The sequence below is a fragment of the Cytobacillus pseudoceanisediminis genome, from assembly GCF_023516215.1.
Taxonomy (GTDB): domain Bacteria; phylum Bacillota; class Bacilli; order Bacillales; family Cytobacillaceae; genus Cytobacillus; species Cytobacillus pseudoceanisediminis.
The window spans coordinates 1,922,368-1,945,640 of the sequence record NZ_CP097349.1 but is presented as its reverse complement, the minus strand read 5'-3'; the positions used below and the strand labels follow the sequence as shown (position 1 = coordinate 1,945,640).

The window sequence follows — 23,273 nt, the reverse complement described above, 5'->3', positions numbered from 1 at the left end:
GGGCGGCTTAGTTTGGTTATGTTCCCCTTTTTTATAAAACTAATTTATAGTAGATGCTCCTTTTAGCAGATAGGGGCAGCGCCATTCTCATCATTTTTTAATGATATTTTAAAAGAATTCTAGTTTTTGGAAGGTACATTACAATTACTAACTAATTTAGGAGGAAAGCTAAATGAAAATTGTGATTATACCGTCTGGTTTTAAAGAGTGCCTGGATGCGGAGGATGTGGCGCTGGCGATGGAAAGGGGAGCGCAGCGTTATAACGGGGAAGCCGACATTGAAATAATTCCTATGATTGATGGCGGAGAAGGGTTTGCAAAAACCATTACGAGATTAAAAGGCGGTCACTTGATTTACGTAGATGCGACGGGTCCTGTCGGCAAAAAGGTAAATGCCCATTTCGGCATTTTTGCAGAAAATGGTGAAATGACTGCTGTTATAGAGATGGCTGCAGTGGCAGGTCTGAAGCATGTTCCCCTGCAGGAGCGCAATCCTTTACTGACGACTACTTATGGGGTAGGGGAACTGATTCTTGCTGCTTTGGATTTTGGAGCTGATCGTATTTTGATCGGCTGCGGCGACTCCGGCACTTCAGATGGGGGGCAGGGATGGCCCAGGCACTTGGTGTCCGGTTTTTGGATGGTAATGGAAATGTAGCCGAAATAAAGGGAGGTGCTGATTTATTAAGAATAAAGCAAATAGATGACTCAGACATGGACAAGCGAGTCAGGCAAATTGAAATTGACGTGGCCTGCAATTGGAAAAATGTTTTATGCGGGGACAATGGAGTAGCGAGGATATTTGGCCCGCAAAAGGGTGCAACCAAAGAGCAGGTAAAAATATTATCCGAAGCCATGGAGCACTATGCGAAACTTTTAGAAGAAAGTTATAGGTTCGATGTCAGATACCTCGAGGGAAGCGGTGCCTCAGGAGGGCTCGGGGCAGGTTTGGCTGTTTTTGCTGGGGCAGTGCTTCATCCTCGTTTCAGCCTTATAAGAAAATACATAAAGATAGAAGAAAAAATTGCTTCCGCTGACATCGTGCTGACAGCGGAAGGGAGTATCGATTTCCAGACTCCAAATGGAAAAATACCGACTGAAGTCGCCAGAATTGCCAAAAAATACGATATACCCGTCATAGCCATCACAGGTTCGGTTGGAAAAGGGGCATCCTTGAATTATGATGCCGGCATAGATGCCTTTTTGAGCATAATTCCAAAGCCGACATCTCTGGAAAAAGCAATTCTGTATGCTCCTCAGTGGATTGAGGACAGTACAGAATCAGTCATGCGGCAAGTGGACATTGGCTATAAAATGGCCAGCAGAAACCGGGTCAATGAAGGGGCAGTCTAATATGCAGACTAGAATGGGAAAGCATGGGCAATCCGGCCATCCATTAATTATGCTTATAGACTGTATTTCCGGGAGAAGCCTGGCCATAATCAGCGCCCATGTCTTCTTCTTTCTGTTGATTGCGTTCGCTGATGGGGTTGATTATAAAGCAAAGTTATCGATTTTCATATTTCTCTCCGCTGTAACACTATGGATTTCAACAAAACTCCCTGCTGGATTCATTGCATTTGCCAGCATCGTATTCATCATTTTAATGAATGGAGCGAGTCAGGAGCTATTATATCTGTCCCTTTCGGAGGAAGTGGTATGGCTGATGGTGGGGGCATTTATCATAGGGGAGGCAGTTGAACAATCAGGTTTAACCGGACGGTTCATTCAGTTTATCTTAGGAAAAAGCCGGACGCCGGCAAAGCTGAAAAGTGGGATGATATCCTTTCTTTTCGCCTCTGTTTTTTTTATACCTTCAACATCCGCCAGAGCTGCCATGGCAAGGCCGGTCATTATTCATCTGGCAAGCAGGCTGACCGTAAAAGAGAAAAAACTCTAACAATCACTATACCTATTGTCATTTTAATGAGTACATCGGCAGCACTTATTGGTGCTGGTTCCCATGTCATTGGTGTTGGTCTTTTGGAAACTGGGGCTGGCCAATCCATCTCTTATTTGCAGTGGCTAATGTGGGGACTGCCTTTTGCATTGATCATGACAATCGTGAGCTCAATAGCCGTTCAGTGGATGGTGAGGAGCGATAAGGAATTGGAAGAATCACCTTTTATACCTAATATACAGGATACGCCACCTCAAATGCCGCTTACAGGAGCGGAAATTAAAACTCTAATAATAGTTTCTCTTCTGATCATAGGATGGATGACTGACAGTTTCCATGGATATGATCTTGCATTTGTTTCCATAATCGGGGCAATTGCGCTGACCATGCCGAATATGGGTGTAATTACCTGGAAACAGGGGCTTAAAGCAGTTTCTTGGAATTTGATTCTTTTTGTTGCAGCAGCATCCGCACTAGGAAAAATTCTTGTTGAAAATGGTGTGGCAGATTGGATGGAAGGAAAGATTACAGGTTTTCTTCAAATCTTCACTGATGCTCCGGATTGGATTATGGCAGCAGTAATCCTTATCATCACCGTCACCAGCCATTTATACATTACATCCCATACAACAAGGGCAATTATTTTGGTTCCAGGGATCATTCTGTTTAGTCAGTCAATGGGAATGAATCCATACGCAGCCGTCTTTATCAGTTTAATTGGCATGAACTACTGCATCACTTTTCCAGTAAGTTCTAAGGCACTTCTCCTTTTTTATGAAGATGATGAATTAAGTTATGATGCAGGTATTTTAGCTAAGTTAAGTGCGATCCTAATGCCCCTTTACATTGCCATTGCAGTTATTTTCTACTGTACTTATTGGCAGTGGACGGGTATGAGTCTATATTGACTGAAATACTTACCGCGTTTTTAAAAATGCGGTTTTTCATTTGAATTGGAAATATATTTAATTAGGATGAACCGAACGAACTGGTTAGGGAAAATTAGATAGTGTGCTTGAATGTTACTTAAATTTAGGGTAAAGTTAATTGTAGACATTAAAGATCTTTAATGTATTCATAAAGGAGATAGGAAATGAAATATTCAAAAGCCACCAACTATGCATTGCACACAATGGTATATTTAACTTTAACACCCAAGGGGAAATCTGTTGGCGTTGAACAGCTGGCTAAAATCCAAAATCTTTCCCCGACCTACCTGTCGAAAATTCTCACGAAACTTGTAAAGGCAGGCCTTATTGAATCAACTCCTGGTGTTAAGGGCGGATACAGCATTGTAAGCCATTCGCGTAAAACTTCCTTTCTGGATGTCATTCATGCCATCGAAGGGCACACCACCTTGTTTCATTGTTCTTTGGAACATGATGATTTACAAAATGAAGATTGCTTAATTGAAAAGGTAATGTTTGAAGCTGAGAAAAAGATGAAAGATGAGCTGAATACAAAATATATTTCTGATATTGCAAAAGAGATTGATTCCACAAAAAAAAAAAAGAATTGTAATCAGTCTAAGTAATTTTTTTGTGATAATCATAGATATTAAAAGTCTATAATATATTTAATTGAGGAGGAAATAAATATGCTGTTAGATTGTGTCATTATCGGCGGAGGGCCATCCGGATTAAATGCTTCACTTGTTCTTGGAAGGGCAAGGAAAAAGGTTATCCTTTTTGATGAGAATAAACCCAGAAATGCGGTAACTCACGAATCTCATGGTTTTATTACAAGGGATGGCATCAAACCTTCTGAGTTTAAGAGAATTGCCAGGGAAGATTTAATGAACTATCCTGACATCACAATGGAGAACCAGCGGGTTACTGATATAAAGAAAGAAAATGATGCTTTCGTGGTTCGTGCAGAAGACGGCAGAAGCTTTCGCTCCAGAAAGGTCCTTTTGGCTACAGGTCTAAAAGATGAACTTCCAGCAATTGAAGGAATTCACCAGTTTTATGGCAAAACCTTATTTAGTTGCCCATTTTGCGATGGCTGGGAATTAAGAGACCGCCCATTAGTTCTAATCTCAGAGGATAACCGTGCTTTCCATATGGCAAAAATGATTTCAAATTGGAGTAATAATCTTGCTGTTTGTACGAATGGCAATTTGATATTTTCGGAAGAACAAAAAGAAATATTAATAAGAAAACAAATAAGGGTATTTGATGATGAGATAGCTGCTTTAGAAGGGGAAAGCGGGCGCTTGGCCAAAATAAAATTTAGAAATGGCAATGAACTTTTTAGGGCTGGAGGCTTTGTCACAACGGGTTTAACCCAAGCTGCGCCATTTGCAGAAGTATTAGGATGCAAGATGAATAATATGGGAGGAATTGAAACAGACACCCTTGGCCGAACAAATATTGAAGGTGTTTATGCCAGTGGTGATAATTCTATCCTGGCACCTTCACAATTGATTATTGCTGCCAGTGAGGGAAGTAAAGCGGCTATAGGAATCGTTCATGATTTAGTAAATGAAGATTTTTAAAAGGTGTTGGAAGTAAAACTTTTTTTACTATAATTAAAGAGTATGTGTGTCTGTAATATCCATTAATATTATTTGGTGAGTTACAAATTGTCCAAAGGAAGAGTTGATCAATATGGAAGAAAAAATGGAACGTGCAGAAAGAAAAATAGAATTTCTGGAAAATCCAAAATAAGAGGTGATATTCCACTAAAGAACTGCTGTGAATGATCCCTATTAAGAATACGTACACGATTTCGGATATAGGTGCTGGCACTGGTAATATTACAGTCCGCAGCAAGAGCCACAGCTGGAATGGTTTATGCATTAGATATTGATGGAGATATGCTGGATGTGATCAAACCCCAAAGCGGAAAAGGAAAAAATGAAAATATCATAATACTAAAAGAAAGTATTAATCATATTCCATTACCCGACAATAGTATTGGTCTTGCACTTGCATCATTAGTTCTCCATGAGATGCCATCCTTACTACGTGCACTGGGGCAAATAAACGAGTGTTTAAGCCTGGCGGCTATTTCGTATGTATCGAAATTGAAAAGAAAGACTTTCCAAAAGAAAGACATCCCAGAATTGCTTCATCTGAAATGGAAGAAGCAATTAAACTTGCAGGGCTGAATGTATCCATGAAGCTTTTTTAACAGATGCCATCTATATGATTATATCTAAAAAATTATAATTGAAAAATGAGGAAGAGCTGTGAACTTCTCCATTTCTTTAGCGGGCAGTATAGACCTAAGGAGTGAGACATGGCTATGAAATCAATCTAGCGATAATTGGAATCAATACTCGAGCTGGAGTACTCATCAATTTTGGTTTCATTCGCTTCTTATTTTCATACTTATAAACGTTGTCGGGTTTGCACAGGGAAGGAAAACGTTCACCTGCACTGATACCATCAGAGAACGCTACTCGCTTTAGTTCCGGTGCTGTATTTGATTTTGTATAAGGGTGTTTATAAATAAACTTTGAGTGCTATTTTTACTTTTGTATCAAGCGTATCCTTTTCTCCTATTTATCCTGCAAATAGGAACCGTCTATTTTTACTTGTATCTAACCTATTTCTCTGTAGCACCCGTATCAATTTGGTTAACGAATCTTTTTGTTTATTTTCAGAAACAAGAGCAATAAGAGGTTAAGAAGGCGCCTTGTACTTTTTTCCATAGGCATTATAATAGATTTGTAAGCGATTACGAAATTAAAAGGAGGAGACTATGGGCAGATTAGTTCATTTTGAAGTTCATGTGGACGATATGGAGCGCGCCAAGAAGTTTTATGGCGAGGTATTCGGATGGTCATTTCAGGATTGGAGTGAGTATGCCGGAATGCCTTATTATGGAGCAGTGACTGGAAATGAAGAAGAACTTGGCATTAACGGTGCTCTGTTGCAAAGACAGGGACCACCACCAGAAGCTAATCAAGCGTTAAACGGATATGCCTGCACGATGGGTGTGGAGGACTATGATGCAGCTGAAGCCAGAATCATTGAGAATGGCGGCACTGTCGCATTGCCGAAGTATGCTCTTCCTGGAATGGCTTGGCAGGGTTATTATAAGGATACTGAAGGGAATATTTTCGGAATTCACCAGCCGGATGCAAGTGCCAAGTAAATCTATCTAAAACTTATATCATCAAATGGAAAAAATACATAATTGAAAAAGCCTTCTCCATGAGAGGGCTTTTTTGTTTAGGAGCCAGAAGGACTGGCAACTGTATTTCGTAATCAGGCACTGATTTTTACAATTTTGCCTTCTTTGCGTTTCTTTGCATATTCAGCAGTTGCGGTAAATAGAACATCTGATGACGAGTTAAGGGCCGTTTCACAAGAATCCTGAAGAACTCCTATGATGAATCCTACACCCACAACCTGCATCGCGATGTCGTTCGGTATTCCGAATAAGCTGGCTGCTAAAGGGATGAGAAGAAGCGAACCGCCTGCAACACCTGATGCACCTGCGGCAGATACTGCTGCTAATACGCTAAGGATAAGAGCAGTTGCAAAGTCCACTTGAATGCCTAGTGTATGGACAGCAGCAAGAGTCAGAATAGAAATTGTAACAGCTGCACCTGCCATGTTAACCGTTGCGCCTAATGGGATGGATACGGAATAAGTATCTTCATCCAGCCCAAGCTTTTCGCATAAGCTCATATTTACAGGGATGTTCGCTGCTGAGCTGCGCGTAAAGAATGCTGTCATTCCGCTTTCTCTCAGACATTTAAATACTAGAGGATATGGGTTCCTGCGAATGTTTAAGAATACGATAAGCGGATTCACAACAAGAGCAATAAAGAACATAGAACCGAGCAGGATTGCAAGCAGTTTTCCGTAATCAAGCAATGCTGAAAGACCATTGGTGACTATCGCATCAAACACGAGACCCATGATCCCGATTGGAGCGAAGCTAATTACCCATTTTACTAAAGTCGAGATTGCATCTGAGAAGTTTGCGAGCATGTTTTTTGTTGTATCAGCAGATTTTCTTAAAGCAATGCCGAGGAGAATTGCCCAAGTCAGAATACCGATATAGTTACCATTAATCAGTGCATTGACCGGGTTGTCCACTACGTTAGTCAGAAGAGTTTGAAGAACTTCTGCTATCCCTCCAGGAGGTGTTACATCCTCAGCTCCGGGAGCAAGTGACAGGGTAACCGGAAAAATAAAGCTGGCAACAACTGCTACAAATCCAGCCAGAAAAGTACTTAATCCATAAAGGGCGATAATAGATTTCATATTCGTCTTATGGCCGCTTCTATGCTTGGAAATGGCGTGCATTACCAGGAAAAATACCAATACCGGCGCTACAGCTTTTAATGCACCTACAAAAAGAGTGCCGAAGATAGTGATCCATCCCGCTGCTTTAGGAATGGTCAAAGCCAGGGCGACACCTGCGATGATGCCCAGCAGAATTCTTTTGACCAGGCTTATTTGGTTCCACTTGCTGATTGCGTTTTTCATAGAATTCCCTCCGAAGTGATTATTATATAAAAGAGAATAATTGCTTGTCACTGTTATTTGACAGTGATATTTGTTAGTTTAACACAAATATTATAAATTGTGCGATAAATTATTATATTGAAATATCTGTCAAACAGCTTTTATTAAGAAAGATTGCTGATGCTATTGGTTTCACTTGTTTATTTTTGTGGAAAGAATAATAAAGAATTTAATACTTTTTTTGCTTGTGGAATAAGAGCCTTTCTATAGCCGCAATCTAAAAATGTACATATAATCGAAAGATGAGGTATACACCATGACTGGAATTCTACTAGCCCTCATAGCAGCGGTTTCCTGGGGCAGCATTGTATTTGTCAGCAACAAGCTTGGCGGTGACGAGGACAGCCAGACACTTGGTACGACAATAGGTGCCCTGTTATTTGCCATCGCTGTCTATCTTTTCAAGAGGCCGGATCTGTCCAATATTGTTTGGGCAGTCGGCTTTATTTCTGGTTTGTTCTGGTCAATCGGGCAGAAAAATCAGTTTGGGGCAGTCCGCTATCTGGGAGTTGCCAAGACAGCTCCGATGTCCACAGGTCTGCAGCTTATTGGAACAACTTTTTTTGGGGTATTCATTTTTAAAGAATGGGAAACAACGATGAGCATTATCATCGGGGTCTCCTCTCTTGTCTGCATCATTGTTGGTGCCGTTCTGACTTCTCTGAAACAGGGGGATGACAAGGAACAGGGAAAAAGTCTCAAGAAAGGATTGCTTGTACTGCTTTTATCGACGGCAGGTTTTGTGGGGTATGTCGTTTTAATCCGCTGGTTTGATATTGACGGCTGGTCTGCGATTCTGCCGCAGGCGATTGGGATGGTAACAGGAGCATTCCTCATAACTCTGCGCCGCAAGCCATATAACAAATTTGCTATAAGGAATATCATTACGGGACTGATTTGGAGCACGGGGAATCTGGGATTGCTGCTTTCACTGCCGAAAATCGGCGTTGCCACCAGCTTTTCACTCTCCCAGACCGGAATTGTCATATCGACCATTGGCGGGCTTTTCTTTTTAAATGAACGCAAAAGCAAAAAGCAGGTGTTTATGGTTCTCCTGGGCTGTTTGTTTATTATCGCAGGTGGAGTTTTGCTGGGCTTTACGAAAAAATAAAAATAAGGGAGCGGATCTTATGTATCCAAGTCTTGAAGGCAAAGTTATCGTCATTACCGGCGGAGCTACCGGGCTAGGGAAGGCAATGGCTGAGCGATTCGGTGCTGAAAAAGCGAAGGTTGTCATCAATTATTTTAATGAGGAACAGGAACTGCAGGGAATCATTGAAACGATTGAAAATGCAGGCGGAAGTGCATCTGCCATCCAGGGGGATGTTACAAAGGAAGAGGATATTAAAAGAATGATTGCCCATGCAATTAACACGTTCGGTTCCCTCGATGTCATGATCAATAACGCGGGAATCGAAAATGAAGTCCCATCTGAAGAACTCACCCTTGAGGATTGGAATAAAGTTATTTCGACGAATTTGACGGGACAATTTCTTGGCTGCCGGGAAGCCCTTGATTATATGCTGGAAAACAAAATAAAAGGCTCGATCATTAATATGTCATCTGTTCATCAGGAAATTCCCTGGCCCCATTTTGTTCACTATGCCGCAAGCAAAGGCGGGGTCAAATTGATGACCGAGACTCTGGCTCTTGAATTTGCCCCGCACGGAATCAGGGTGAACTGCATTGCCCCTGGTGCTATTGATACACCGATTAATGCTGAAAAATTCTCAGATCCTGAATTGAAAAAAGGTGTCCTTGAGCTCATTCCTATGGGCTACATCGGGAAGCCCGAAGAAATCGCAGCTTGTGCAGTGTGGCTGGCTTCCACAGAAGCGAGCTATGTCACCGGACTGACATTATATGCTGACGGAGGCATGACACAATATCCCGGATTCCAGGCGGGAAAAGGATGATGGAAAAATGCCCTTCTCACTAATGAGAGGGGCTTTGAAGTTTTATTTCAAATCAAAAAACACGGTATTTCCTACCCAGGAATCATATTCCATTTTGGCATCCTCGCCGGTTTTTACTAAACCGGCTATATACCCTTCCTTCTCGTTTCCTTTATACATTTCAAAAGAAAAATCAGGTTCTGCTGTTGCGACAGTATCGCCGCTCTCGCTGACAAATTTAAAGTTCATGATTCCATCGATCGTGAATGGATGGTCCTCTGTTTCAGAGTCGGCAACTATTACTTTGCTTTTTACAAGAACCCATTCATATCCTTCAGGTGCATCCTCGTTAAACTCATTCATTTCCTTCAGTTTGACCTGTGCATCCTGTCCGCGAATGACCTCTTCTACTGACAGCTCAATCTTTGTTTTATATTCATTTGATGAATCATCGTATGTGACCGTTTCAATCGCAGCCATCTCATTTACTTTTATCGGATTGGAGCGGGAGCCAGCCTTTGATTCTTCTTTTTCTCCTCAGGCTTTGCACTTTGCTCCTCGCCATTCTCCTCTGTTTTGCTTTTTGTTGATACACCCTTGCTTTCACCGCACGCAGTTAGAAACAATGCAGACACCAAACCTGCCACAGCTAATTTTACTAATTTCCTATGTTTCATATTAATCCCTCCAGTTAGTTATCTTGATCTCTACAAGGAAAATAGTAGCATGAAGGCTGATTAAATTTTTGGAAGGGTGAAAGACATAAATAAAAAAATCCGGCCTCTTAATAAGGGCCGGACCTGAAGGGGTAAAGAAAAAAGGGCTGTATGATGTTTCGGTACAAATTCATTGTAATACTTAAATGTTAACAAACTATGAACGGGATGCGGACAAAGTATTAAATATTTCCTTTCGATATAAGAGTGAAAGGTCCATTTGTTAAAATTATTAAATGAGTATACAATCAGGCTGGACAAAAAATCCTGCAGCAGAAATCGGGTTAAAATGATCTATAACTTTGCAGTTAACTTTTCAATACATGAGGAATTTGAACCTGCAGGGGGGACATACAAATTGCTAAGGGAGTCAGCAGCGAAGGCGGCATCAGACATTCATAATTTTATCCAAGCATAACTTTGAGAAACTCATTGATAAAGCCATCGTAGTCAAGTTTAACGGCTATTCTGGTCTTTCCCTTCTGGCTGCCGGGCCGGATATCGATGTATGATAGACCCTTTCCCTCTACAGTTCCATCTATAACACTTACGTCGTAATAAATGTAGTCTGCTATAGCAGGATTATTAATGATCATGATAGTAAGCAGATCGTGAATAGGGGCTCCTTGAATCCCGGGAACCAGCTTCTGATAAGCTTTATAATAGTACTCGAAAATAGGTTTTAATAAAATGGTGAAAGGGTTTGTAGCTGTATTAGTTACATATTCCACTGTTTCCATGGTCAATAAGGCGAATTCTGTTACATTTAGAGGTGTAATCGTAAGGTTATTGGCATATTTACAAATGTAATTGGAAGAGGTAGGGTCACCATAAAAGTTGGCTTCCGCAAGAGGTGTAACGTTCCCGGGAACAAAGAAAGCACCGCCCATGATATAAAAAGCTCCCACTTGCTTGATCTGTTCGTCAAAGAGTATAAAAGCTATCGCCAAGCTAGTAGATCTTCCGGTATCAACAATAATCAAGTCTTTCTGATACTTTTCAATAAGGATACCTATTGTATCAAATGGATAGGTTTGATATTTCATATCAGCAGGAGGCTGAATAGGTCCAATCCCTTCGGCTCCATGGATATCCGGATAGTACGTAACTTTTTCCTGCTGAACAGGCTGAGCAGCACCAGGAATAATAGGAATATTTTTTTGTCCAGCCAGATCTAGCAGATAATAAGCATTTGCTGTTGCCTGGTCCTCAGTTACATTTCCATAGCTTGTAACAAGTCCGACCAGTTCAAGATTCGGATCCAGCAATGTATAAATGATCGCTAGAGAGTCGTCAATTCCAGGGTCACAAAATAATAAAATTTTCTTCGTTTTTCTTTTCGCCATTTAAACCCCTCCCTAAATTGCTTATACAAAAATATTCATAAATGACTTTTAATATGTTGTTTTAAGAAAAGGTCTAAAAATATAAAAAGCGCCTGTTCCCGTAAAAGCTGAAGGGAAAAGCGCGTGTCTTCTTTTCTTCTATTTTCTTTTTTGAGCCTTCATTTTGTTCTCTTCCAGTTCAGCAGCATACTCTTCGTATGATTTACCCTGCTTCTGGCTTTCCGATTGAATTTTTTTGAACTTGTTATCATTTAGATTAGGCACGTCTTCACCCCCTTTGGACAAGAGTATTTTTTTACAAAGGCAAGAACATTATTCGAACAAATAAACGAGGAGCTTTTTTCGTAAAAAGGTTTCATTTCAGCCACACAGGGTATGATAACACCTGAAGTAATTGTGTTTTGGAAGAAACCCCATCACCTAACAATACAGGAAAATCCAGGTATAAATTTCTAAAACCGAGGTAAAATATCGTCATAAAATATTAGGAGGTCTGATTTTGGCAAAGAATAATGATAGGAATTCAGCAAATGATCAAGATGTAAAGCGTGAGACGCTGACGACTCGGCAGGGACATCCTGTTACTGATAACCAAAACATCCGTACGATAGGCAATCGGGGACCAGCGACCTTGGAGAATTACCATTTCATTGAGAAAATCTCCCATTTTGACAGGGAAGAAGTACCGGAGCGTGTGGTTCACGCAAGAGGAGCAGGGGCATTCGGTTACTTTGAGACATACGGAAAAGTTGGGGATGAGCCGGTCGAAAAGTATACACGCGCAAAGGTTTTTTCTGGTGCAGGGAAGAAGACGCCATTGATGGTACGCTTTTCTACCGTTGCAGGGGCAAAAGATTCACCGGAAACGGCTCGTGATCCGCGCGGCTTTGCAGTAAAAATGTACACAGAGGATGGAAACTGGGATTTAGTCGGTAATAACCTGAAAATCTTCTTTATCCGGGATGCGATGAAATTCCCTGATATGATTCACGCCTTCAAGCCTGATCCTGTTTCAAATGTGTCAAATCCCGAGCGGATGTTTGACTTTGTATCCAGGACACCTGAGGCCACACACATGATTACATTCTTGTTTTCACCTTGGGGAATACCCGCTACATACCGTCATATGCAAGGCTCCGGCGTCAATACGTATAAATGGGTGAATGAAAAAGGGGAAGCGGTACTGGTGAAATATCACTGGGAGCCGAAGCAGGGCATCCGCAACCTGACACAGCAAGAGGCAAACGAAATTCAGGCGAAAAATGTCGGTCATGCCACACAGGATTTATTTGAGTCAATTAAACGGGGAGATTATCCTGAATGGGAGCTATTTGTACAGATTATGGAGGATGATTACCATCCTGAACTGGATTTTGATCCCCTTGATGATACAAAGCTTTGGCCGGAAGATAAGTTCCCTTGGCTTCCTGTTGGCCGTATGGTTCTTGATCGCAATCCAGAGGATTATCATGCAGAGATTGAGCAGGCTGCCTTCGGTACAGGGGTACTCGTTGACGGAATGGATTTTTCTGATGATAAGATGCTTCAGGGCCGGACATTCTCTTATTCCGATACACAGCGCTATCGCGTAGGGGCAAACTATCTGAAATTACCGGTGAACGCGCCGAAAGCACCTGTTCGCACAAACCAGCAGCGCGGCCAAATGGATACTCGTGACCCTAAAGAATCGGGAGAAAATCCGCATATTAACTATGAGCCATCGATGAAGGGCGGCTTCAAGGAAGCACCTGAGGAAGGGCGCACACCGCATCGGCCAACCTATAATGCTGCAGCCATGAGCGCACCTATCGATCGTCCAAATAATTATGGTCAGGCAGGCCATACATATCGGAGCTTTGAAGATTGGGAGCGCGAGGAATTAATCAAAAACCTCTCTGAAGCACTGGCGGTATGTGACAAACGTATTCAGGATGCTATGTTTGAGCATTTCACACAGGCTGATGAAGATTATGGACGCCGTGTGAAGGAAGGAACCGAGAAAGTCATGAAAGAATTGCTGGCAATGAGCGGGGAAGAGCAAGTGCCTGGCCGAGACGCTGGAAGATCCAAATATGGCCAGGGTTCGATTGCTGAAAACGAGGCAGCAAAGGAAGCTGTTGAGAAAAGCCGTGAAACGGATCCATATTAATTAAGAAGCTAGGGCTGTCCTGAACTATACCCTAGATAGTGGACACTGATAAAAAAGTGCCCCTTTCTGGGGTTTTTTGTGTTTCAATAGTTTTAATGAATAAGGCGGAGGATTTTTTATGAGTAAGAATATCTATAATGAATTCCAAATGAAAGAGCTTGAAAAGAATCCTAATGTTTTGAGGGCTTCTGAGAGGTCAATCTCCTATAGTTCTGAATTTAAGATAAAAGCAGTGGCGGAGTACAAAAGTGGGAAAACACCATCGCAAATCTTTATTGAACAAGGCTTTGATCTCGAGATGATTGGCAAGGAACAGCCAAAACGTTGTCTTAAGCGTTGGAGAGAAACATTCGAAAGGTTCGGGGAGGAAGGTTTCCTTACGGAACGTCGAGGTAAAGGGAGCACTGGACGTCCTTCTTCTAAACAACTTTCCATTGAGGAGAAACTAAGGAAGGCTGAGGCAAGGATTAAATTCCTTGAGGCAGAGAATGACTTCTTAAAAAAGCTGGAAGAACTAGAAAGGCAGGCGTTGATGAAGAAACGATTCTAACGGCAGCTGAGAAGTTTTCTTTAATTGAGAAAACCATCAGAACATATCAGTTGAAAAAATCTGTTTCCTACCTGTGTGAACTGGCAGGCGTAAGTCGAAGTGGCTACTATGATTGGCTGAAGGCAGCACAATTACGGGCACAACGTGACGAGAAGGATCAATTGGATATAGAGTTAATTCGAGAAATATTCATAAGTAAAAAAGAAAAAGTAGGTGTCCTCCAGATCAAAATGATTATGGAGAATGATTATTCATCGGTAATGAACCACAAAAAGATTAGGCGTCTGATGGCAAAATATAATCTTGTAACAAAAGTAAGGAAAGCCAATCCTTATCGTAAAATGGCTAAGGCAACCCATGAGCATCGATCTTGTCCCAACCTCCTTAACCGAGAATTTAATCAAGAAGAACCAGGAAAAGTCCTGCTTACTGACATTACTTATCTCTATTTCGGAAAGGGACAAAAAGCATACTTATCCTGCGTAAAAGATGGAGCTACCAAAGAAATTGTCGCTTATCATCTATCCACTTCGTTAGAAATGGATATTGTATATAAGACGCTTAAAAAGTTAAAACAAGCTGTTGGCGATCATTTTCATCCAGAAGCCATACTGCACTCTGACCAAGGTTTCCACTATACCCATCCCCAATTCCAAAGCAAAGTAAAAGAACTTGGCTTAATACAATCGATGTCCCGAAAGGGAAACTGTTGGGATAACGCACCAATGGAAAGTTTCTTTGGGCACTTTAAGGATTTAGCAGAGTATAAATCATTAGATAATTTAGGAGATGTTAGAAAAGAAGTGGATCGAGTGATTGAGGAATATAACCAGCATCGTTATCAATGGGGCTTAAATAAAATGACCCCGGGGCAATACCGGGGCCATTTACTAGCCGCATAGGCGCTTTTTAAACTGTCCGTAAATCGGGGCACAGTTCATCCAAAGGTGGACAGCTTTTTTCTTTGTTTTTTCCATTTTTTAATTGCAGGCAGGTAAGACTTCCTCCCGGTTTTGTAGAATAATCTCCTAAACTATATAGCCAGAGGTGCCGAATGAAACCAATTATAGGGGTTACATCGAATTTAGATGACAAGCAGCTTTCCGTTTCAATGGATAATATCCATTCATTATTAAACGCAGGGGCCGTTCCAATTGTTTTGCCTAATCTGCTGGAAGATGGCAAAATTGAAAAATTAGCTGGAGAGATGGATGGGCTGCTTCTTACGGGTGGAGGGGACATCGATCCCACCCTATTTGGTGAAGAACCCCATCAAAATCTGGGAAGCATCTGTCCTGAAAGAGACACGTTTGAACTCAGCATTATTAAAAAAATGCTGGCTCTTGATAAACCAATTTTAGCCATATGCAGGGGCTGCCAAATCCTCAGTATTGCTGCTGGGGGTGATATGTATCAAGACATCTATTTCCAGATGGGCGTCCCTCTTTTGCAGCATGCCCAAAAAGCACCCCGGTGGCATGCGTCCCACTTTGTAAATGTAAAAAGAAATTCTCTTCTGCACAGAGCCACTGGTGATCTAAGTTTTAAAGTAAACAGCTATCATCATCAGGCTGTCCGCAAGATGCCTGAAAACTTTGAGGTATGTGCCGAGGCAAATGATGGAGTCATTGAGGCTTTTGAGAGTAACAAGCATAGCTTTGTATTAGGGGTACAGTGGCACCCTGAATGCATGACACAAAAGAACGATCACCCATCCTTAGCTATTTTTGATGCATTTATAAAGGCTTGCAAACAATAAAACTAGAAATAAAAAGCCGTCGCATTTTTCATTTTTGCGACGGCTCTTTCATAGTCCATTCTCTAAATAACTCTCTGAACAGGCGATAAACTCCCGAACCGCAAACGATAAGTACTTTTCCTTTTTCCAGATCATCCCCAGCTCCAAATTTATAGCAGATTCAGAGATTGGCAGAACAACAAGGTCTTGGCTGTATATATTCTGACAGATTTTACTTGGCAGCATAGTGATCCCCAGTTTTCCTTCAACCATCCCCAGCAGGAAGTCCTTTTGTGAGCTTTCACAGACAATATTGGGATGAAATCCGCTTTTCGAGCACTCCTCAATGATCAGGTCGTAAAGGGTGAAATCTTTCCGGTAGAGTATAAAGGGCTCATTCGCCAATTGTGAAAAGTGTACCTCACTATTTGAAGCCAGCGGATGTTCACGATGGACAATAAGCATTAAGGGGTCCTTTAAAACATTAATAATTTCAAAGCTGCTGCCTTGTGCAGGCACCGTACAAATAAGGCCAATATCCAATGTTCCATCGTCTACGCCCTTTTTAATTTTCTTTGTGCCTACCTCTGTTAATTTAATTTCAATCAATGGGAATTTTTCTTTATACTGGCTGATGAGCTGCGAAAAAAGCGGCACCTACAATAGGAGGGATGCCAATTTTGATTTCACCGCTCTTCAGCTCCGTCACATCTGTTAACTCCAAAGTCAGGTTTTTAAATGCGTCCAGCACTTTCTTTGCATTAATCAGCACCGCTTTTCCCGCATCCGTTAATTCAAGCTGCTTCGATGACCGGTAAAAAAGCGGCACCCCCAGTTCGCCTTCGAGGTTTTTTATGGCTTTGCTGATGGATGGCTGGGTGACATGCAGGGTCTGTGATGCTTTTGTGAAACTTAAGTGCTGAGCTACTTCAGCAAAATATTCCAAATGCCGTATATCCAAACAGATCCCCCTTCATATAACCAAAAGGCATAATGTTTATAGATTATATGTATTTCATTTATGGATATCATTCATTATATAATAATCTACAACAATATAATACTGAAAATTAACAATATTCAATTTGGGGAGATGGTTAAGATGGATTTGCAGAAAGAATCTTTATTGCTTCATGAGAAGTTTCGAGGGAAGTTATCAATTGATGTGAAAATGCCGCTGAACAGCATGAAGGATTTAAGCTTAGCCTATTCCCCAGGAGTAGCAGAGCCATGCCGGAAAATTCATGACCAGCCTGAGAAAGTCTATGATTATACAATAAAAGGCAATTTAATCGCGGTTGTCTCTGACGGAACATCGGTGCTGGGGCTTGGCGATATTGGCCCTGAAGCCTCCATGCCCGTCATGGAGGGGAAGGCTGCCCTATTTAAAGCTTTTGCAGGAATTGATGCCGTTCCAATTTGCCTTGATACGAAGGATCCCGAAGAAATCATTAAAACAGTCAAGCTGCTGCAGCCTTCCTTTGGAGGCATCAACCTGGAAGATATCGCGGCACCTAATTGCTTTTACATTGAAGAACGCCTTAAGCAGGAAATGAACATTCCCGTTTTTCATGATGACCAGCATGGAACAGCCATCGTAACGGCTGCCGGTTTAAAAAATGCTTTAAAGCTTGTTGATAAACAAATGGAAAAAATAAAAATCGTAATCAATGGGGCAGGTGCCGCAGGAATCGCGATTATCAAGCTGCTCCTCAATATGGGTGTAAAAGATATCATCATGTGCGATACAAAGGGAGCGATTTATGAAGGAAGGCAGGAGCGAATGAACCCTGTCAAAGAGTCTGTGGCGAAAATCACCAATCAAGACAAACGGCAGGGTCCGCTTGAAGAGGTTATTATCGGCGCTGATGTGTTTATCGGGGTTTCATCTGCAGGAGCCTTAACAAAGGAAATGGTCCAGACAATGAGTCAGGATTCCATTATTTTCGCCATGGCAAATCCGGTTCCAGAAATCATGCCGGAAGAGGCAAAGGAGGCAGGAGCCAAAGTGGTAGGAACAGGACGCTCTGACTTGCCTAACCAGGTGAATAATGTCCTCGCATTCCCGGGGATTTTCAGAGGGGCTTTGGACGTCAGGGCTACTGAAATTAATGAAGAAATGAAGATGGCAGCTGTTGAGGCCATCGCCGGATTAATCGACGCTACAGACTTATCACCGGATTATGTAATACCAGGACCGCTCGACAGCCGAGTTGTTCCGGCCGTAAGGGATGCCGTAGTAAAAGCCGCCCAGAAAACCGGTGCTGCCCGGATCGAAATCCTGCAGAGCGAGACGATAAGCCAATAGACTGAAATTTGCATGCGGAGGCATGTTCAAGCGAAGTAAATCATAGTATCCAAAGTATCAGGATGCTGGTTTTGCCAATGGGAATTATTTTATCACTTTCGTCACTCTGAATTAATGGCTGTTTTCTTAAGGTTCTATGTTTCTAAGCGGATAACTAAGTTTATCAGCTGAGTTGATTAAAGCGGAGGAAACTTGACTCCTGCAAAACCGAGGAGGCTCCCGTTCCTCCCTGCGGAAAGCATGTGTCCGTAGCGGAAATCAGCGGACAGCCTTATAAAATTTCCTATCTTTAGAAAAGAGCAAATTAATTTTATTAAGGAGATTGATACCGATGAAAGTATACGAAGTAATCGAGACGCAGGAAATGTTCCGTGGTGAAATCATCGAAGACTATTATATTATTTACGAGCAAACAGAAAACAAAATCTTTGAAAATCGAAACAATCATCTGTTTCAGCAGGAAAGATTTTTAGAAGAGACAGTTAATGTCTTTAAAGGAAACCCGCACTCCACCCTAAAAAAGTAAAAGCATATCCCATTCGCCATCTTGCATTTGGAGATATCCGCGAAACAATCAGAAACGACTTTCCGGATCTCTTTAAGAAACTGAACAGGTCTCCGGCATAATAATAACAGGCAGCCTCTATTTGATGGAGGCTGTCCTTTTTTATAGAACCCCATAATGGAAAAATAACCTATCTATCTGTATGATGGTATAACGGTAAAAAGAAAACTTCTGCACGGCTGTTTTTCCGTAAAATATTTAGGGAACAATCCAGATGTGAACTTATTAGAGGGGTGGAGCAATGATTCGATTTGACAATGTGTCAAAACAGTATGGGAATGGAACCAAGGCTGTTGATTCAATTAATTTACATATAAAAGAAGGCGAGTTCTTCGTTATTATCGGTCCGAGCGGTTCTGGAAAAACAACCGTTCTGAAGATGATTAATAGACTGATTCCTTTGACATCAGGAACGATATCCATTAAAGGCAAACGGATAAGTGACTATGACATTCATGAGCTCCGCTGGGATATCGGCTATGTCCTCCAGCAAATTGCCCTTTTTCCTCACATGACAATTGCGGAGAACATCGCAATAGTACCCGAGCTAAAGAACTGGGAACAGGGAAAAATCCAAGAACGGATTGATGAATTATTGGGAATGGTCGGATTGGAGCCTGACATCTACCGCAGCAGAAGGCCACATGAACTCTCAGGGGGACAGCAGCAAAGAGTCGGAGTAACAAGAGCCCTGGCCGCCAATCCGCCTATCATCCTGATGGACGAGCCTTTTAGTGCGCTGGATCCCATAAGCAGGGAAAAGCTTCAGGACGACCTAATCCATCTCCAGAAAAAATAGAGAAGACAATCGTCTTTGTCACACATGACATGAAGGAAGCTTTAAAGCTTGGTGACCGCATTTGTGTCATGAAGGACGGGAAAATCGTGCAAGTTGGCACTCCAGAGGAGCTTCTTGCTAACCCGGAGGATGACTTTGTCCGGCAGTTTGTCGGGGAAGAGCGGGGTCCTTACATGGGGGGATTCAGCCTTCAAGATATCCTCCAGCCGATTTCAGAAACCGAACAGAACGGGGCAGTCATTTCCGTCTCGGCTTCACTGGAAGAAACTCTTAACTTATTGGCAGCTCAAGATGAACTTGCTGTGGAAGAGGGCGGAAACATCATTGGAATGGTTAACAGGCAGGCCGTTATTCGTAAGCTGGCTGGCAGCATGAAGAAAGAGGTGAGGTCATGAACACCTTCAGCTCTGTTTTTAATGAAAGGAAAGGGCAATTATTAAGTGTACTTATTGAACATATACAGATTTCGCTTATTGCTTTGTTTTTCGCAGTCCTGATTGCGATCCCGCTTGGAATTTATCTGGCTAACAAACAAAAAATAGCAGAAGGGATCATTGGAGTGACGGCAGTATTGCAGACTGTGCCCTCTTTAGCTTTGCTTGGTCTTTTAATTCCCTTATTCGGCATTGGGAAAGTTCCGGCAATTATCGCACTAGTCGTATATGCACTTCTGCCCATACTAAGAAATACATATACAGGCATAAAGGAAGTGGATGATTCCATTATCGAAGCGGCAAGGGCAATGGGAATGAACAGGCGGAAAAGGCTCTTGAAGGTAGAGCTTCCTCTCGCCATGCCGGTGATAATGGCCGGAATCCGGACAGCTATGGTTTTAATTGTTGGAACGGCTACACTTGCAGCATTAATTGGGGCAGGAGGACTGGGAGAACTGATCCTCCTTGGAATCGACCGGAATAATACGGCACTGATCGTTCTTGGGGCCATACCTGCAGCCATATTGGCAATCCTTTTTGACATGCTGCTGCGCCGCTTCGAGCATATGTCATTTAAAAGATCGCTCACAGCGCTGGGGATATTTATTTGTGCGATGATACTGGTTATGGCCATCCCTTTAGTGACAAATAAATCAGAAGAGAATCTTGTCATTGGCGGGAAGCTTGGTTCAGAACCGGAAATCCTTATCAATATGTACAAATTACTGATTGAAAATGAAACCGACCTTAACGTTGAGTTACAGCCAGGATTAGGAAAAACGTCGTTTGTCTTCAATGCGCTGAAATCAGGCAGCATCGATGCGTATCCTGAGTTTACCGGTACGGCCATTGCTGAATTTTTAAAAGAGACAGCGGTAAGCACCGACAGTGGAGAGGTTTATGAGCAGGCGAGAAAAGGAATGAAAGAACAATACGACATGGAGCTGTTAGAACCGATGGCATACAATAATACCTATGCTTTGGCAGTTCCTAAGCAATTGGCCGAGGAATTTGGCCTGCAATCTATTTCAGATCTAAAAGCTGTCGAGAAAAACATAAAAGCTGGCTTCACCCTTGAATTTTCGGATCGGGAAGATGGTTATCGTGGAATCCAGGAGCTATATGGCGTGGAATTTCCAACTGTTTTAACCATGGAGCCTAAGCTACGCTATGGAGCAATCGAAAAAGGCGAAATCAACCTAGTGGATGCTTATTCAACAGATAGTGAAATAGCAAGATATAACCTCACTGTCCTGGAGGATGACAAGAATCTGTTCCCTCCGTATCAGGGTGCACCATTGCTAAGAGCTGAAACAGTCGAGGAACACCCCGAATTGGTTAGAGCCTTGAACAAATTGAGGGGTAAAATTAGCGACGATGAAATGCGTGAAATGAATTATAAAGTCAATGTGGAAGGGGCAAGTGCAGAAGAAACTGCCCGGGAGTATTTGGAAAAGGAGGGGCTTCTGAAGTAGTACTCGAAAACCGTCTGGGGAGAATCCAGGCGGTTTTTGCATGGTGAACTGTTTTAAATTATGCCCGACTATCATACACATTTCTTAATCGCACTTGTGCTTAAGGAGATGTTGATATGCTATTTGAGATGGAAAAGGCTAACCTGCTCGCTGAAAATATTAAGGACTTTCTTGACTTTCTCGATAAAAATCTTGAAAGAAATATCTTTTATATGGACACTGACAAAATACATCAAATCAAATTGATTGCTGCAGACTTTAAGTTTCATATCCTCGCAGATGAGCTGTTCAGAATCAATCGCTTTGTCTGGGACCCAAAGTATACAAATTATTTGGTGGACCGGTTTGTAAAAGGGCTCACCATTATAGATGAATATGTACATAGAAACTATAACAGCCTGTTTATGGTGACTGGAAGATTATATACGTTGAAGAATCTCAGTGCATTATTCAGCAAAGATTAAACAGACAGAGCTGCTCCTATTTTTCTGATTCCTAAGAGTTTTAGCGTGGAAGGAAATATTGCCTCTCTTAATTTTTAACTATTTGGATTATAATAGTTAAAGTTTATTCTTTTACTTTAAACAATTAGGGGTATGAAAAATGGAGAAGCACAAGATCTTAAGAATTCTGGAAAAAGAATTAGTGGTTGCCCTTGGATGTACGGAACCTGTTGCGATTGCACTTGCAGCAGCCACTGCAAAGAGCCATGCAAAAGGGGAAATAAAAGAGCTTTGCTTAAAAGCGAGCGGAAATATTATTAAAAATGCTAAGTCAGTAGGAATACCCGGCATGAGTTCCTATGGTCTTGATTTCGCAGCGGCAATCGGCGCTGTGGCAGGGGACCCTGCAAGAAAGCTGGAAGTATTAGAGGGAGTGGGGCCAGAAGATGAACTTTTGGCGCTGAAACTTATTGAAGAAGGAAAAGTAATTTCCCTTCAGGCGGAGACGCCAAAAAGGCTGTTTATCGAAGCAGAATTAAAAACAGATATGCAGACTGCCAGAGTGGTAATCTCTGATAACCACAGCAATATTACTTTAATAGAGGTTGATGGCAAGGCTATCTACCAGGGCGGATGTGAAAATATAGGAATTCAATCGGAAGAAGATGAATTAATTGCACTTTCTATTGATGAGATATATGAATGGGTGCTTAATGCTGAAATCAGTTCCTTATCACTTGTCAAAAAGAGTATCGAGCTCAATCGGGTCATTGGAATGGAAGGCCTTTCAGGCGAATATGGCTTAAAGGTAGGGAAAACGATAAAGAAAAATGTGAAAATGGGCATCTTGTCTGATGATATTGCCACTGCAGCAATGTCTTTGGCAGCAGCTGGATCAGATGCGAGAATGGCAGGCTCCACTCTGCCTGTCATGGCAAATACCGGAAGCGGCAACCAGGGAATCGCAGTCACACTTCCAGTTGTTGCTGCTGCAGAAAGACTAAAGGTTTCTGAGGAAAAAATGATTAGGGCAGTGGCACTCAGTCATCTGATAACCATTCATATTAAATCTAAATTTGGCCGGCTTTCAGCATTATGCGGTGTAACAGCTGCAGGAATGGGGGCAAGTGGAGCCATCGTATATTTGCTGGATGGAGAGCTTCAGCAAATTAAAGCAGCCATACAAAACACAATTGGGAATGTTTCCGGAATGATCTGTGACGGAGCAAAAGCCGGCTGTGCCATGAAAGTATCTACCTGCTCCAATGTAGCTGTGCAGTCTGCCCTCCTTGCGCTCAACGATCAGGAAATCAAATCAACCGATGGATTTATTCACGATGACGTTGAAAAGAGCATCGAGAGTTTTTGTAAATTAGGGAATGAAGGAACCCGTCATACGGATGAGCTGATTTTAAAATTGATGATGGAGAAATAAACTGAAAAAAAGGCCCTCTCTTTAAGAAAAG

General features: G+C 42.0%; 19 protein-coding genes and 4 pseudogenes. 17 read left to right on the top strand and 6 right to left on the bottom strand.

Features of this window, described 5'->3' with window-relative positions:
• The first annotated feature begins 172 nt into the window (after nucleotides 1–172).
• The 6 genes and pseudogenes from M5V91_RS10390 to M5V91_RS10365 all read left to right on the top strand — a co-directional run bounded on the left by M5V91_RS10390 (nucleotide 173) and on the right by M5V91_RS10365 (nucleotide 6,004).
• A pseudogene (locus M5V91_RS10390) lies at nucleotides 173–1,353 on the top strand (glycerate kinase family protein).
• Nucleotides 1,250–2,808: pseudogene (locus M5V91_RS10385) on the top strand (SLC13 family permease). The pseudogenes M5V91_RS10390 and M5V91_RS10385 overlap by 104 nt, the downstream one beginning before the upstream one ends.
• A gap of 185 nt (nucleotides 2,809–2,993) precedes the next feature.
• Nucleotides 2,994–3,434 (top strand): Rrf2 family transcriptional regulator, encoded by a 441-nt coding sequence (locus M5V91_RS10380; RefSeq protein WP_284522092.1) that lies wholly within the window; start codon nucleotides 2,994–2,996, stop codon nucleotides 3,432–3,434.
• A 63-nt stretch (nucleotides 3,435–3,497) separates the two neighbouring features.
• Complete coding sequence (locus M5V91_RS10375; protein ID WP_251175766.1) at nucleotides 3,498–4,397, top strand: NAD(P)/FAD-dependent oxidoreductase; 900 nt, start codon at nucleotides 3,498–3,500, stop codon at nucleotides 4,395–4,397.
• 291 nt (nucleotides 4,398–4,688) lie between these two features.
• Nucleotides 4,689–5,012: a class I SAM-dependent methyltransferase gene (locus tag M5V91_RS10370; RefSeq protein ID WP_284522091.1), complete on the top strand. Its 324-nt coding sequence runs from the start codon at nucleotides 4,689–4,691 to the stop codon at nucleotides 5,010–5,012.
• A gap of 596 nt (nucleotides 5,013–5,608) precedes the next feature.
• Entirely contained in the window at nucleotides 5,609–6,004 is a 396-nt protein-coding gene (locus tag M5V91_RS10365) for a VOC family protein (RefSeq protein ID WP_019382011.1), read from the top strand.
• A 113-nt stretch (nucleotides 6,005–6,117) separates the two neighbouring features.
• Here M5V91_RS10365 and sstT read toward each other — a convergent pair whose 3' ends face one another.
• Nucleotides 6,118–7,350 carry a serine/threonine transporter SstT gene (gene sstT, locus M5V91_RS10360; protein WP_019382012.1) on the bottom strand — a complete coding sequence of 411 codons (1,233 nt, stop codon included), beginning with the start codon at nucleotides 7,348–7,350 and terminating at the stop codon, nucleotides 6,118–6,120.
• 295 nt (nucleotides 7,351–7,645) lie between these two features.
• Here sstT and M5V91_RS10355 point away from each other — a divergent pair, with 295 nt between their 5' ends.
• The gene (locus tag M5V91_RS10355; RefSeq protein WP_009330475.1) at nucleotides 7,646–8,500 is read left to right on the top strand and encodes a GRP family sugar transporter; all 855 of its coding nucleotides are present in this window, start codon (nucleotides 7,646–7,648) and stop codon (nucleotides 8,498–8,500) included.
• Nucleotides 8,501–8,519: 19 nt separating this feature from the next.
• Complete coding sequence (locus M5V91_RS10350) at nucleotides 8,520–9,305, top strand: glucose-1-dehydrogenase (protein ID WP_009330474.1); 786 nt, start codon at nucleotides 8,520–8,522, stop codon at nucleotides 9,303–9,305.
• A 42-nt stretch (nucleotides 9,306–9,347) separates the two neighbouring features.
• Here the strand turns inward: M5V91_RS10350 and M5V91_RS10345 are convergent, their stop codons facing one another.
• The 4 genes from M5V91_RS10345 to M5V91_RS10330 form a co-directional block, all read right to left on the bottom strand.
• Nucleotides 9,348–9,764: a hypothetical protein gene (locus M5V91_RS10345; protein ID WP_284522090.1), complete on the bottom strand. Its 417-nt coding sequence runs from the start codon at nucleotides 9,762–9,764 to the stop codon at nucleotides 9,348–9,350.
• Between the two features lie 11 nt (nucleotides 9,765–9,775).
• Entirely contained in the window at nucleotides 9,776–9,961 is a 186-nt protein-coding gene (locus M5V91_RS10340) for a hypothetical protein (RefSeq protein ID WP_284522089.1), read from the bottom strand.
• 443 nt (nucleotides 9,962–10,404) lie between these two features.
• Nucleotides 10,405–11,346 carry a nucleoside hydrolase gene (locus M5V91_RS10335; protein WP_217025157.1) on the bottom strand — a complete coding sequence of 314 codons (942 nt, stop codon included), beginning with the start codon at nucleotides 11,344–11,346 and terminating at the stop codon, nucleotides 10,405–10,407.
• 138 nt (nucleotides 11,347–11,484) lie between these two features.
• Nucleotides 11,485–11,610, bottom strand: a complete 126-nt coding sequence (locus tag M5V91_RS10330; RefSeq protein ID WP_284522088.1) for a hypothetical protein — start codon at nucleotides 11,608–11,610, stop codon at nucleotides 11,485–11,487.
• A gap of 235 nt (nucleotides 11,611–11,845) precedes the next feature.
• Here M5V91_RS10330 and M5V91_RS10325 point away from each other — a divergent pair, with 235 nt between their 5' ends.
• The 3 genes from M5V91_RS10325 to M5V91_RS10315 all read left to right on the top strand — a co-directional run bounded on the left by M5V91_RS10325 (nucleotide 11,846) and on the right by M5V91_RS10315 (nucleotide 15,804).
• Complete coding sequence (locus M5V91_RS10325; protein WP_217025156.1) at nucleotides 11,846–13,495, top strand: catalase; 1,650 nt, start codon at nucleotides 11,846–11,848, stop codon at nucleotides 13,493–13,495.
• Between the two features lie 118 nt (nucleotides 13,496–13,613).
• Nucleotides 13,614–14,947, top strand: a protein-coding gene (locus M5V91_RS10320; protein ID WP_099049179.1) for an IS3 family transposase whose coding sequence is annotated in 2 segments (ribosomal slippage) — nucleotides 13,614–13,986 and nucleotides 13,986–14,947 — 1,335 coding nt in all. Because the reading frame shifts where the segments join, the coding sequence is not laid out codon by codon here.
• A gap of 152 nt (nucleotides 14,948–15,099) precedes the next feature.
• The gene (locus tag M5V91_RS10315) at nucleotides 15,100–15,804 is read left to right on the top strand and encodes a gamma-glutamyl-gamma-aminobutyrate hydrolase family protein (RefSeq protein ID WP_217025153.1); all 705 of its coding nucleotides are present in this window, start codon (nucleotides 15,100–15,102) and stop codon (nucleotides 15,802–15,804) included.
• A gap of 48 nt (nucleotides 15,805–15,852) precedes the next feature.
• Here the strand turns inward: M5V91_RS10315 and M5V91_RS10310 are convergent.
• A pseudogene (locus tag M5V91_RS10310) lies at nucleotides 15,853–16,744 on the bottom strand (LysR family transcriptional regulator).
• Nucleotides 16,745–16,885: 141 nt separating this feature from the next.
• Between M5V91_RS10310 and ystJ the strand changes: the two are divergent.
• The 6 genes and pseudogenes from ystJ (at nucleotide 16,886) to M5V91_RS10280 (ending at nucleotide 23,242) form a co-directional block, all read left to right on the top strand.
• The gene (ystJ, locus tag M5V91_RS10305) at nucleotides 16,886–18,091 is read left to right on the top strand and encodes an NADP-dependent malic enzyme (RefSeq protein ID WP_251175182.1); all 1,206 of its coding nucleotides are present in this window, start codon (nucleotides 16,886–16,888) and stop codon (nucleotides 18,089–18,091) included.
• Between the two features lie 331 nt (nucleotides 18,092–18,422).
• Nucleotides 18,423–18,617: a hypothetical protein gene (locus tag M5V91_RS10300; protein WP_284522087.1), complete on the top strand. Its 195-nt coding sequence runs from the start codon at nucleotides 18,423–18,425 to the stop codon at nucleotides 18,615–18,617.
• Nucleotides 18,618–18,897: 280 nt separating this feature from the next.
• Nucleotides 18,898–19,850, top strand: a pseudogene (locus tag M5V91_RS10295) (ABC transporter ATP-binding protein).
• Nucleotides 19,847–21,364: an osmoprotectant update ABC transporter permease/substrate-binding subunit OpuFB gene (opuFB, locus tag M5V91_RS10290; RefSeq protein WP_251175184.1), complete on the top strand. Its 1,518-nt coding sequence runs from the start codon at nucleotides 19,847–19,849 to the stop codon at nucleotides 21,362–21,364. Before M5V91_RS10295 ends, opuFB begins: the two are co-directional and overlap by 4 nt.
• Nucleotides 21,365–21,480: 116 nt before the next feature.
• Nucleotides 21,481–21,828: a hypothetical protein gene (locus tag M5V91_RS10285; protein WP_009330462.1), complete on the top strand. Its 348-nt coding sequence runs from the start codon at nucleotides 21,481–21,483 to the stop codon at nucleotides 21,826–21,828.
• A 139-nt stretch (nucleotides 21,829–21,967) separates the two neighbouring features.
• Nucleotides 21,968–23,242 carry an L-cysteine desulfidase family protein gene (locus tag M5V91_RS10280; protein ID WP_009330461.1) on the top strand — a complete coding sequence of 425 codons (1,275 nt, stop codon included), beginning with the start codon at nucleotides 21,968–21,970 and terminating at the stop codon, nucleotides 23,240–23,242.
• Nucleotides 23,243–23,273 lie beyond the last annotated feature (31 nt).

Coding starts and splice junctions, on each gene's coding strand:
- M5V91_RS10380 (WP_284522092.1), top strand. CDS start 2,994: ATGAAATATTCAAAAGCCACCAACTATGCATTGCACACAATGGTATAT.
- M5V91_RS10375 (WP_251175766.1), top strand. CDS start 3,498: ATGCTGTTAGATTGTGTCATTATCGGCGGAGGGCCATCCGGATTAAAT.
- M5V91_RS10370 (WP_284522091.1), top strand. CDS start 4,689: ATGGTTTATGCATTAGATATTGATGGAGATATGCTGGATGTGATCAAA.
- M5V91_RS10365 (WP_019382011.1), top strand. CDS start 5,609: ATGGGCAGATTAGTTCATTTTGAAGTTCATGTGGACGATATGGAGCGC.
- sstT (WP_019382012.1), bottom strand. CDS start 7,350: ATGAAAAACGCAATCAGCAAGTGGAACCAAATAAGCCTGGTCAAAAGA.
- M5V91_RS10355 (WP_009330475.1), top strand. CDS start 7,646: ATGACTGGAATTCTACTAGCCCTCATAGCAGCGGTTTCCTGGGGCAGC.
- M5V91_RS10350 (WP_009330474.1), top strand. CDS start 8,520: ATGTATCCAAGTCTTGAAGGCAAAGTTATCGTCATTACCGGCGGAGCT.
- M5V91_RS10345 (WP_284522090.1), bottom strand. CDS start 9,764: ATGGCTGCGATTGAAACGGTCACATACGATGATTCATCAAATGAATAT.
- M5V91_RS10340 (WP_284522089.1), bottom strand. CDS start 9,961: ATGAAACATAGGAAATTAGTAAAATTAGCTGTGGCAGGTTTGGTGTCT.
- M5V91_RS10335 (WP_217025157.1), bottom strand. CDS start 11,346: ATGGCGAAAAGAAAAACGAAGAAAATTTTATTATTTTGTGACCCTGGA.
- M5V91_RS10315 (WP_217025153.1), top strand. CDS start 15,100: ATGAAACCAATTATAGGGGTTACATCGAATTTAGATGACAAGCAGCTT.
- ystJ (WP_251175182.1), top strand. CDS start 16,886: ATGGATTTGCAGAAAGAATCTTTATTGCTTCATGAGAAGTTTCGAGGG.
- M5V91_RS10300 (WP_284522087.1), top strand. CDS start 18,423: ATGAAAGTATACGAAGTAATCGAGACGCAGGAAATGTTCCGTGGTGAA.
- opuFB (WP_251175184.1), top strand. CDS start 19,847: ATGAACACCTTCAGCTCTGTTTTTAATGAAAGGAAAGGGCAATTATTA.
- M5V91_RS10285 (WP_009330462.1), top strand. CDS start 21,481: ATGCTATTTGAGATGGAAAAGGCTAACCTGCTCGCTGAAAATATTAAG.
- M5V91_RS10280 (WP_009330461.1), top strand. CDS start 21,968: ATGGAGAAGCACAAGATCTTAAGAATTCTGGAAAAAGAATTAGTGGTT.